Origin of the sequence: Streptomyces sp. adm13(2018), from assembly GCF_008042145.1 — a bacterium.
Lineage (GTDB): Bacteria > Actinomycetota > Actinomycetes > Streptomycetales > Streptomycetaceae > Streptomyces.
This window is the reverse complement of the sequence record NZ_RDBH01000141.1, coordinates 216,933-228,016: the sequence shown is the minus strand read 5'-3', so window position 1 is coordinate 228,016 and position 11,084 is coordinate 216,933. Positions and strand designations below refer to the sequence as shown.

General features: G+C 73.7%; 7 protein-coding genes and 1 pseudogene. 4 read left to right on the top strand and 4 right to left on the bottom strand.

Annotated elements, in window-relative coordinates; all coding sequences use genetic code 11:
• Positions 1-125: 125 nt before the first annotated feature.
• Complete coding sequence (locus EAO70_RS29050) at positions 126-1,283, bottom strand: ATP-binding protein (RefSeq protein WP_148005824.1); 1,158 nt, start codon at positions 1,281-1,283, stop codon at positions 126-128.
• Between the two features lie 142 nt (positions 1,284-1,425).
• The gene (locus EAO70_RS29045) at positions 1,426-1,839 is read right to left on the bottom strand and encodes a hypothetical protein (RefSeq protein WP_148005823.1); all 414 of its coding nucleotides are present in this window, start codon (positions 1,837-1,839) and stop codon (positions 1,426-1,428) included.
• 148 nt (positions 1,840-1,987) lie between these two features.
• Between EAO70_RS29045 and EAO70_RS40490 the strand changes: the two are divergent.
• Together EAO70_RS40490 and EAO70_RS29035 are read left to right on the top strand one after the other, a co-directional pair.
• Positions 1,988-3,375 (top strand): annotated as a pseudogene (locus EAO70_RS40490) (SWIM zinc finger family protein).
• 50 nt (positions 3,376-3,425) lie between these two features.
• A complete protein-coding gene (locus EAO70_RS29035) occupies positions 3,426-5,114 on the top strand; it encodes a DUF5691 domain-containing protein (RefSeq protein ID WP_261993108.1) in 1,689 nt (562 codons plus the stop codon).
• A gap of 173 nt (positions 5,115-5,287) precedes the next feature.
• Here EAO70_RS29035 and EAO70_RS29030 read toward each other — a convergent pair whose 3' ends face one another.
• Positions 5,288-5,695, bottom strand: a complete 408-nt coding sequence (locus tag EAO70_RS29030) for a cobalamin B12-binding domain-containing protein (protein WP_148005822.1) — start codon at positions 5,693-5,695, stop codon at positions 5,288-5,290.
• 328 nt (positions 5,696-6,023) lie between these two features.
• Here EAO70_RS29030 and EAO70_RS29025 point away from each other — a divergent pair, with 328 nt between their 5' ends.
• Together EAO70_RS29025 and EAO70_RS29020 are read left to right on the top strand one after the other, a co-directional pair.
• Positions 6,024-6,785 (top strand): lipase family alpha/beta hydrolase, encoded by a 762-nt coding sequence (locus tag EAO70_RS29025; protein ID WP_148006571.1) that lies wholly within the window; start codon positions 6,024-6,026, stop codon positions 6,783-6,785.
• Positions 6,786-7,004: 219 nt separating this feature from the next.
• Positions 7,005-8,735, top strand: coding sequence for a M23 family metallopeptidase (locus EAO70_RS29020; RefSeq protein ID WP_148005821.1), 1,731 nt, complete (start codon positions 7,005-7,007; stop codon positions 8,733-8,735).
• 71 nt (positions 8,736-8,806) lie between these two features.
• Here the strand turns inward: EAO70_RS29020 and pcrA are convergent.
• A partial coding sequence (pcrA, locus tag EAO70_RS29015; protein WP_148006570.1) for a DNA helicase PcrA occupies positions 8,807-11,084 on the bottom strand: 2,278 nt, incomplete at its 5' end.

Here is an 11,084-nt window from a genome sequence, read left to right as displayed (position 1 = left end):
GGACGTCGGCTCGCCCCTGGGCGCGGAGGCGGGGGCGGGCATCGGCTCGCCCGTGGACGCGGAGGCGGGCGCGGACGTCTGCCCGCCCCTGAGCGCGGGCGTCGGCTCACTCGTGGCCGCGGACGTCATCCGCTCACCTCGCGGCAGGCGCGGTAGAAGTCCTTCCAGCCGTCCCGCTCTCTGACCACGGTCTCCAGGTACTCCTGCCAGACGACCCGGTCGGCCGCCGGGTCGCGGACCACCGCGCCGAGGATGCCCGCGGCGATGTCCGCCGGGCGCAGCACCCCGTCGCCGAAGTGGGCGGCGAGCGCGAGGCCGCCGGTGACGACGGAGATCGCCTCGGCCGTGGAGAGCGTCCCCGAGGGGGACTTGACCCGCGTCCGGCCGTCGGTGGTGACCCCGTCGCGCAGTTCGCGGAAGACGGTGACGACCCGGCGGATCTCGTCGACGCCGTCCGGTACGGCCGGCAGCGCGAGGGAACGGCCGAGCTGCTCGACGCGGCGGGCGACGATGTCGACCTCCGCCTCGGGGGTCGCGGGCAGCGGCAGGACCACCGTGTTGAAGCGGCGGCGCAGCGCGCTGGAGAGTTCGTTGACGCCCCGGTCCCGGTCGTTGGCCGTGGCGATCAGGTTGAAGCCGGGGACGGCCTGCACCTCCTGGCCCAGCTCGGGCAGGGGCAGGGTCTTCTCGGACAGGATCGTGATGAGGGTGTCCTGCACGTCGGCGGGGATGCGGGTGAGCTCCTCGACGCGCGCGGTCATGCCCCGGGCCATCGCCCGCATCACGGGGCTCGGCACGAGGGCGTCCCTGCTGGGCCCGTGGGCGAGCAGTCGGGCGTAGTTCCAGCCGTACCGCACGGCTTCCTCGGGGGTGCCGGCGGTGCCCTGGACGAGGAGGGTCGAGTCGCCGCTGACGGCGGCGGCGAGGTGCTCGGAGACCCAGGTCTTGGCGGTGCCGGGCACGCCGAGCAGGAGCAGCGCCCGGTCGGTGGCGAGGGTGGTGACGGCGACCTCGACGATGCGGCGCGGTCCCACGTACTTGGGGGTGATCACCGTCCCGTCGGGGAGGGTGCCGCCGAGGAGGTAGGTGGCGACGGCCCACGGCGAGAGGCGCCAGCGGGCGGGGCGGGGGCGGTCGTCGGCCGCGGCGAGCGCGGCGAGTTCGTCGGCGAAGGCGTCCTCCGCGTGCGGCCGCAGGACGTCGGTCGCGGCCTGCGGCCCGCCCGGTCCGGTGTCCGTCTCGGCACCGGACCGGGGCTGCGCGATGGTTTCGGGCACGGTCATGGTTCCCCCTCCAGATCGTTCGATCTGCTGTGGGATCCACCGTGCACCATGCCACTGACAATCGGAGTCCCCGCAGGTCAGGGGCTGTTGGAGAGGTGAGGGGCAGTCAGTCCGTGAGGGCCGCCGCCGCCCGGCGGTCGGGTCAGCCGACGACCGGGGAGACGGCGACGCAGCCGCCGGCCATGGCCGCCTCGGCCTTGGCCTCCTTGATGACCTTGCCCTGGTAGATGACCTTGCAGGTGAGGTCGGCCGGGGTCAGCGAGACCGGCATGACGGCCGGCGGCATGATGCCCTTCAGGGTCACCGTCTTCTTCCACGGCGTGGTCGGCTTCTTCTCCGACTCGATCTTCGGCTCCATCGCGCTGCCGCCGCCCGCGTGGAAGTCGATGGACTCGACGCCCTGACCGCTGACCTCGTACGTGACCTCGTAGGTCTCGGTCACGGACTTGTCGACCTGGTCGACGGCCTTCTCGGCGGCCTCGGAGCAGGCGCCGAGACCGAGGGCGAGGCCGGCGACGGCGAGGGCCGAGACGGCGGTGCGGGCGGTGCGCTTCATACGGGTTCCCCCTGGACGGTTCACGCGGGTCGGTTGATCCCGCCCGACGATAGTAAAGGAAGGGTAAAGCCACCGTGGTCCGGGTCTCCGCACGCGCCCGGGCGCCGGGCCGCCGGCGTTGTCAGTGGCGGCCTCTACCGTCGAGGACATGAATGCCATGGGGGTGCGCTGGACGTCCGAGCAGGTGCTGGCACTGGCTCCTGACGACGCCTCACGCAGAGCGGGAAGCAGACTCGGGACGGCCGGACCGTGGTCGGGGCGGGGCAGCGGCGACGGCGCGGTGTGGGGGCTGTGCAAGGGGAGCGGCCGCGTGCCGTACCGGACGGTCGTCGACACGACCGGGCCCGCGTACCTGTGCGAGTGCCCCAGCCGCAAGCTCCCGTGCAAGCACGCCCTCGGCCTGCTCCTGCTGCACGCATCGGACGGCTCGGAGGCCGGCGGCACGGACGCGCCCGACTGGGCCGGCCGGTGGCTCGCGGCCCGGCGCGCGCCGGGCGGGGGAGATGGGTCAGTGCGCACTCCTCCAGGAGACGGACCGGCCAGCCGGGGCCCGAGCCCGGTATCGCACCCAGCTCCCTGACCCGGCCCGCGAGCCCCGGCGCCTGCGCGTCGACCATCCGGGCCGCCCGGATCACCTCGGGCGCCGAGGAGTTGGAGCAGCGGCTCGCCGACCTGCTGCGCGGTGGTCTCGCGGCGGCCGAGCAGCGGGGGTACGGGCTGTGGGAGGAGACGGCGGCCCGGATGGTCGACGCGCAGGCGCCGGGGCTCGCGGGCCGGGTCAGGGAGCTGGGTGCGATACCGGGCTCGGGCCCCGGCTGGCCGGTCCGTCTCCTGGAGGAGTGCGCACTGACCCATCTCCTCGGCCGCGCCTGGCTCTCCGCCGACCGGCTGCCCGGTCCGCTCGCGACGACCGTGCGGACCCGGGTCGGCCTCACCGCCCCGGTCGACGGCGCCCCGATGCGCGACCACTGGCTGGTGCTCGCTCAGTACGACGCGGCCGACGCCCGGCTGACGACCCGGCGCATCTGGCTGTACGGCGCGGGGAGCGGACGCACGGCGCTCCTGCTGTCCTTCGGGGCGGCGGGGCGGGCGCCCCGACTGGCCCTGCCCGTGGGCGCGGTGCTCGACGGCGAGCTGACCCCGCACGCGGGCGCCGGCCAGCTGCGCGCGGAGCCCGGCGAGGAGTTCGCCCCGGTCGAGGTCCCCGCCGTCCCGCCGCCGGGCGGACCGGTGGGCGCGGCCCTGGACTCCTACGGCCGGGCGCTGCGCGAGGACCCGTGGCTGGACTCCTGGCCGGTGACGCTGAGCAGCGTCGTCCCCGCGCGCGCGGGGTACGGCTGGCAACTCGCGGACGCGGACGGCCGGGAGGCGCTGCCGCTGACCGCGTCCGCCCAGTCTCGTCCCGGGCTCTGGCGCCTGGTCGCACTGTCCGGCGGAGCCCCGGTGACGGTCTTCGGGGAGTGCGGGCACCGGGGGTTCACGCCCCTGGCCGCCTGGTCGCCGGAGACCCCGGGAGAAACGGTCCCGCTCATATGACGCCCCGTACGCCCCTCGCCCACGGCACACCGTCCGACCGGAGGACCCCGATGGAGACGGACACGACGACACCGACCACCGACGCCCTCCCCCCGGAGGACTCGGAGAACACGAACGGCGCCGGCACCGCGTCCCGTCCCGGGGAAGGCGTCTGGGAGGAGCTCGTCACCTCGGCCCTCCTCGGCACCGACCGGCGGGTCCCCGCCGGGCTCGCCGGGCTGCCGGGGTCCGCGCTGCCGGGCGCCCTGCTCGACTCCGCCGCGCTGCATGCCGTACGGCGCAGGGCGGGGCTGCGGCCCGGGCCCGCCGCCCGACCGCCCGAGCCCGCGCCCGAGGACCACCGGAGCCCGCTGCCCGGAGCGGCGCGGCGGCGGCTCGACCAGCTGCTCGCCGGCCGGGCCGCGCCCTCGCCCGCCGGACGGCGCGGCGCCGCGCCCGACCTGGCCGAACTCCTCCCGCAGTGGCTCGCCCTCGCCAACGAGCGCGGCTACCGGGCACCGGCCGCCACCCTGCCCGCCCTCCTCGACGCGGCCCGGGCCCGCACCGATCTGCGGCCGCAGGCCCTCCGGCTGGCCGGCCCGCGCGGTCTGTGGCTGGCCCGGCTCAACCCGGAGTGGCGGTTCGCCCTGCGCGGCGCGGGGGCGGGCAGCTTCCTCCCGGACCCCGGGGACGAGGAGGGGGTGCGGACCCTGTGGGACGAGGGCCTGTTCGCCGAGCGGGTCGCCCTGCTCGGTGCCGTACGGGCGGCGGACGCGGCGGCCGGTCTCGCCCTCCTCGCGTCCACCTGGTCCGCCGAACGGGCGGAGGACCGGCTGATGTTCCTCGACTCGCTGCGGACCGGACTGCGCGCCGCCGACGAGGAGTTCCTGGAGGAGGCCCTCGGGGACCGCAGCCGCAACGTCCGGGCGACCGCCGCCGAACTGCTCTCCGCCCTGCCGGCCTCGGCGCTCGCGGCCCGGATGGCGGACCGGGCGGTCGCGTGCGTAGGCCTCGACCGTACGGCGGAGTCACCGACGATCGCCGTCGAGGCGCCGCACGAGTGCGACCCGGCGATGCAGCGGGACGGCCTCGTGGCGGTCCCGCCCGCCGGGCGGGGCGAGCGGTCCTGGTGGCTGGGCCAACTCGTCGAGGCCGCGCCGCTGTCCTGCTGGCCGACGAGGTTCGGGGGGCGCGGCCCGGCGGAGATCGTGGCGCTGCCGGTCGGCGACGACTGGCAGGCCGAACTGCACGCGGCCTGGTGCCGGGCGGCCGTGCGCCAGCGGGACGCGGCCTGGTCGCGTGCCCTGCTCGGCTCCCCCGCGACACCGCCCGCGACCGGTCCGGGCACGTCGTCGCTGGCCGAGCGCGCTCAGCTCCTCGCGACGCTGCCGACCGGCGAACGGGCCCGCTGGGTCGCTTCGTTCATCGCGGCGCACGGCCTGTCGGAGGCGTTCCAACTGCTCGGCGTCTGCGAGGTGCCGTGGGCGGAGCCGCTCGGCGGGGCGGTGATCGACGCCCTCGACATCGCGCGGGAGGCGGGCAGTTACCCGTGGAGCTTCAGCGGGGTGATGGGGCTCGCGGAGCGCTGCCTCGCCCCGGAGGCGGCCCGGCAGCTGGAGTCCCTGACGGCCCGTCCCGAGGAGGCGGACGACGTCTCCCCCGGAGCGGGCGGCTACTGGTCCGAGGCGTTCCAGCGCCTGGTCTCCACCCTGCGGCTGCGTGAGGCGATGCGAGCCGAACTCACGGCCGAGGTGGGGTGAGAGGGGCCCTCCCCCGGGGGAAGGGCCCAGCGGGCGGCCGACGGCGTCGCCCACCGGTCGCGCGTCACACCGCCGGGCGCGTCACCGCGCAGCGCGCATGTCGCCCGAGCCGCACGCGCACCGTCCGCGCCGCACACGTACCACCCGTACCGCCGACGCATCGCCCGAACGGGCTACGCCGCCACCCGCACGTTCGCGTTCACCCAGTCGACGATGGACGTCGTCGTCGCGCCCGGGGTGAAGATCTCCGCGACGCCCTTCTCCTTCAGCGGCGCGATGTCCCCCTCGGGGATGATGCCGCCGCCGAAGACCTTGATGTCCTCGGCGTCGCGGTCCTTGAGGAGCTCGAGGACCTTCACGAACAGCGTGTTGTGCGCGCCCGAGAGGATGGACAGGCCGATCGCGTCGGCGTCCTCCTGGATCGCGGTGTCGACGATCTGCTCGGGCGTCTGGTGGAGACCGGTGTAGATGACCTCCATACCGGCGTCGCGGAGTGCCCGCGCGATCACCTTGGCCCCGCGATCGTGGCCGTCGAGGCCCGGCTTGGCCACCACCACGCGGATCGGACCGGTCACACCCATCACTGCCTCCACATGCGACCCCCGCGCGTCTTTGCCGGGGAGGTGAACGAACGTTATCCCCAGCATCCCGCACCCGGCTGTTTCGCGGAGGCGAGCGAGGGGGAAATCACACGTGGGACATGTTCGCTCTGCGTCGTACCCCGCTTAGGGCCCTCCTCCTGGGTCCACCAGCCGCAAGCGGGGCACGTCGCGAAGGGAGCCGCGACGAGGACGCCGCGCCTTCCGTGCCGCCGTCCGTACGGCGCGGGAGTGCGGCGACCGCCGTACCGTTCGGCCCCGTGTGCGGTACGGGAGGTCGTCCGTGGAGTTCACCAAGGTCACCACCCTGATGAAGGCCACCGCCCTGGAGCTCGCGATCCTCACCGGGCACCTCGTGCTCTACCCCTCGGGGATCGTGGCCGAGCGCCTCGCGCCCACCCCCGAGCCCTCACCCACCGCCGGCCGGCGCCCGGTCCTCCTGGTCCACGGCCTGGTCGACAACCGCTCGGTCTTCGTCGTCCTGCGCCGCTCCCTCATCCGGAACGGCCGTGACTGCGTCGAGTCCCTCAACTACTCTCCGCTCACCTGCGACCTGCGGGCCGCCGCGGAGGTGCTCGGGCGCCGGGTGGACGAGATCCGCGCCCGCACCGGACACGCCGAGGTCGACATCGTCGGGCACAGTCTGGGCGGGCTCATCGCCCGTTACTACGTGCAGCGGCTGGACGGTGACACCCGGGTGCGCACCCTGGTCACGCTCGGTACCCCGCACTCCGGCACGACCGTGGCACCGCTCGCCGACGCGCATCCGCTGGTACGGCAGATGCGGCCGGGTTCCGACGTGCTGCGGGAGCTCGCCGAACCGTCGCGGGGCTGCCGGACCCGGTTCGTGAGCTTCTGGAGCGACATGGACCAGATCATGGCGCCGGTGGAGACGGCGCGACTGGACCATCCGGACCTCCTCGTGCACGACGTGCGGGTCAGCGGGATCGGTCATCTCGCGCTGCCGGTGCACCCCACGGTGGCCGCCGGGGTGCGGGAGGCCCTCGACGCTGACGGCACCGAGGTCTCGGGAGCACGCGCGGAGGAGCCGGGCGCCACGTCCGTGGCGTGACACTCCGCCACCATCCTTCGAACGTCTCTCGAACACAAGGCCAAAGCTCTCTCCGTGAGCTGGCGAAACACGGCCGATTGCCCGTTTCCTACGGGCGCAAACCCCGCCGAAGATTGTCGGCTGCGCATACCGCCGGGTACAGTCGCGCCACTGCTTACCCCCGGGACACCCCTCGTCGGGCCGCCCCGGACTGGTCCTGCTGCCGAGGCGAGAGAGACGTTGGTGAACGACCAGCACCCCCACGCCGGGTACGTCGGAGACGGCGCCCACTCCACCGGCAGTTTCGCCACCGACCCTCTCTTCGGCGCCTACGGCGACGGCGGGGCGGACCACAGCGGACAGTGGAACCTCGGCGGATACGACGTCACCGACTCGTACGGGACGGCGGAGCAGTACGGCACGACGACCGGCCAGTACGACGCGACCGGGACCTACGACACGACGGGGCACCACCCCACGGCCACCGCGCCGTACGAGGCCACCGGCGGCTACGACGCCACCGGCCAGTGGAACACCACGGGGCAGTGGGACACCACCGGCGCCTACGACACCACCGGCACGTACGCGCCCTCGACGGGTGCGTACGAGACGACGACCGGGCAGTACGACACGACGGCCGCGCAGCACGGCACCACCCCCGCGTACGACGCCACCGGCCAGTGGGACGCCTCCGCCTGGACCGAGGCCCAGCACACCGGCCAGTACGAGACCCTGCACGCCGGCGGTTACGCCGCGCACGGCGCGTACGGCTACGACACGACCGGCCAGTGGGCCGCCCCCGCCTTCGCGACCGACACCGGCGCCTACGACGCGACCGCGTGGAACCAGGCCGCCCCCGAGGCCGAGCCGGTCGTCCCCCACCAGTACACGCCGGGCCCCGAGCACACCGCGGAGTTCGCGTTCGAGTACACCGCCGACACCGAGGCGGACACCGCCGGGACCGCCGCGGACACGGACGAGGCCGACCCCGTCCACGACCGCGTCCAGGCCGGTGACCACGAGCAGCACGTGAACCACGAGGCCCACCAGGACCCCGCCGACGGCCACCCGGACCACGCGCCCGAGGACACCGGCCACGGGTACGACGACCATGGTGACGGCGCCCACGGGTACGACGACCAGCCCGCCGTCGAGGTCCGCACCGACGCCCCGGCCGCCGGCCGCCCCGTGCGCCGCTCCCCCTCCGGCGGCAGCCGCGGCCGCCGCCGTACTCCCGCCAAGCGGTCCGCGCTGCTGACCGTCGCCGTTCCCTCCGCCTGCGTGATGGGGGTCGCCGGCATCGCCGCCGCCTCCGTCGGCGGGCTCACCGGAGCCGGCGCGGAGAACGCGAAGAAGGAGGACACGACCGCGCTCGCCGCCGCCGACCCGGCGTCCGTGAAGCAGGTCGCCGCCAACAACGCGCTCGACACCCAGCTCGCCGCGCTCAGCGCCGACGCCCGCTCCTTCGGCGACCGCGCCAGCCGCACCCAGGAGCGCATCGACCTCAAGGCCCGCCAGGCGGCCGACAAGAAGAAGCGCGAGGAGGAGGCGGCCCGCCGGGAGGCGCTCCGCCCCAAGTTCTCGCTGCCGGTGCAACTCCACCGCCTCAGCGCCCGGTTCGGCCAGTCCGGCGTCAACTGGATGTCCGTGCACACCGGCATCGACTTCCCCGTACAGACCGGCACCCCCGTGATGGCCGCGACGGACGGCACCGTCCGCACCCAGATCAACAGCGCCTACGGCAACATGGTGATCGTGACCGCCCCGGACGGCACCGAGACCTGGTACTGCCACCTCAGCAGCGCCAAGATCCGCTACGGCCAGGTGAAGGCCGGCGACGTCATCGCGTACTCCGGCGACACGGGCAACTCCACCGGCCCGCACCTCCACTTCGAGGTCCGGCCGGGCGGCGGCTACGCCATCGACCCGCTGGCCTGGCTGCGCAGCCACGGTCTCGACCCGACCACCTGAACCCCGAGAACGCGCACGGAGAAGGGCCCCGGCTTCCCGCCGGGGCCCTTCTCCGTAGTACAGCCGTCCCGCTACAGCTTCTCGACCGGCGCGTACCGCAGGAGCAGCCGCTTCGGCTTCTCGTCACCGAAGTCGATCGTCGCCTGGGCGTCCGCACCCGCGCCGGTCACCGTCATGACCGTGCCGAGCCCGAACTGGTCGTGGGTGACCCGGTCGCCGGCCTGGAGGGAGATCACCGGCTTCTCCCCCGCACGCCGGGTCGCGAAGCCGGACGGGCCGGAGCGCGACCGCGAGGAGGACAGCGAGGACGTGATCCCCGAGGTCGGCCCGGCGGGCTTCACCATCGGACCGGTCCGCTTCCACTCCAGGTACGCGGGCGGGATCTCCTCCAGGAACCGCGAGGCCGGGTTGTACGAGGGCTGGCCCCAGGCGCTGCGCATCGACGACCGCGTGAGGTAGAGCCGCTCCCGCGCGCGGGTGATGCCCACGTACGCGAGGCGCCGCTCCTCCTCCAGCTCCTTCGCCTGGCCGAGGGCGCGCATGTGCGGGAAGACGCCGTCCTCCATGCCGGTCAGGAACACCACGGGGAACTCCAGGCCCTTGGCGGTGTGCAGGGTCATCAGAGTGATGACACCCCGGCCCTCCTCGTCCTCGTCCGGGATCTGGTCGGAGTCGGCGACGAGCGCGACCTTCTCCAGGAACTCGGCGAGGGTGGCGGGCTCCTCGCCGCGCTCCTGCTCGAACTCCAGGGCCACGGCGGCGAGTTCCTGGAGGTTCTCGATCCGGGTCTCGTCCTGGGGGTCGGTGGAGGCCTGGAGCTCGGCCAGATAGCCGGTCCGCTCCAGGACGGCCTCCAGGACGACGGCGGGTCCGGCGCCGGACTCGACGACCGTGCGCAGCTCGTCCATCAGGGCGTTGAACCGCTTGACGGCGTTGGCCGAGCGCGCGGCCATGCCGTAGGCCTCGTCGACCCGCTTGAGGGCCTGCGGGAAGGTGATCTTCTCGCGCAGCGAGAGGGCGTCGATCATCGCCTCGGCGCGCTCGCCGATGCCCCGCTTGGGCACGTTGAGGATGCGGCGCAGCGGCACGTTGTCCTCGGGGTTGGCGAGGACGCGCAGGTAGGCGAGGACGTCCCGGACCTCCTTGCGCTCGTAGAAGCGCACGCCGCCGACGACCTTGTAGGGCAGGCCGACGCGGATGAAGATCTCCTCGAAGACACGGGACTGGGCGTTCGTCCGGTAGAAGACGGCGACGTCCCCGGCCTTGGCCGCGCCCGTGTCGGTGAGCCGGTCGATCTCGTCGGCGACGAACTGGGCCTCGTCGTGCTCGGTGTCGGCGACGTACCCCGTGATCTGGGAGCCCGCGCCGGCGTTCGTCCAGAGGTTCTTGGGGCGGCGGGACTCGTTGCGCTCGATGACCGCGTTCGCCGCGGAGAGGATCGTCTGCGTGGAGCGGTAGTTCTGCTCCAGGAGGATCGTCGTCGCGTCCGGGTAGTCCTCCTCGAACTGGAGGATGTTGCGGATGGTGGCGCCGCGGAAGGCGTAGATCGACTGGTCGGCGTCGCCGACGACGCACAGCTCGGCCGGGCCGAGGTCCTCGTAGCCGGTGCCGACCAGCTCCCGTACGAGGGTGTACTGGGCGTGGTTGGTGTCCTGGTACTCGTCGACGAGGACGTGCCGGAAGCGGCGGCGGTAGTGCTCGGCGACGTCGGGGAACGCCTGGAGCAGGTGGACCGTCGTCATGATGATGTCGTCGAAGTCCAGGGCGTTGGCCTCGCGCAGCCGCGCCTGGTACATCCGGTACGCCTCGGCGAGCGTCTTCTCGAAGCCGTCGACGGCCTGGTCGGCGAAGGTCTCCTCGTCGATCAGCTCGTTCTTGAGGTTGGAGATCTTGGCGCTGAACGACTTCGGCGGGAACTTCTTCGGGTCGAGGTCCAGGTCGCGGCAGACCAGGGACATCAGGCGCTTGGAGTCGGCGGCGTCGTAGATCGAGAAGGAGGACGTGAAGCCGAGCCGCTTGGACTCGCGGCGCAGGATGCGGACGCAGGCGCTGTGGAAGGTCATCACCCACATCGCGTTGGCCCGGGGGCCGACGAGCTGCTCGACGCGCTCCTTCATCTCGCCGGCGGCCTTGTTGGTGAAGGTGATCGCCAGTATCTGGCCGGGGTGCACGTGCCGGGAGCCCAGCAGATGGGCGATGCGGTGGGTCAGCACCCGGGTCTTGCCGGAGCCGGCGCCGGCGACGATGAGCAGAGGGGTGTCGGTGTGGACGACGGCGGCGCGCTGCTGCTCGTTCAGCCCGTCCAGGAGCGCGGCGGTGTCCACGACGGGGCGGGGGGCGCCGTCGCGG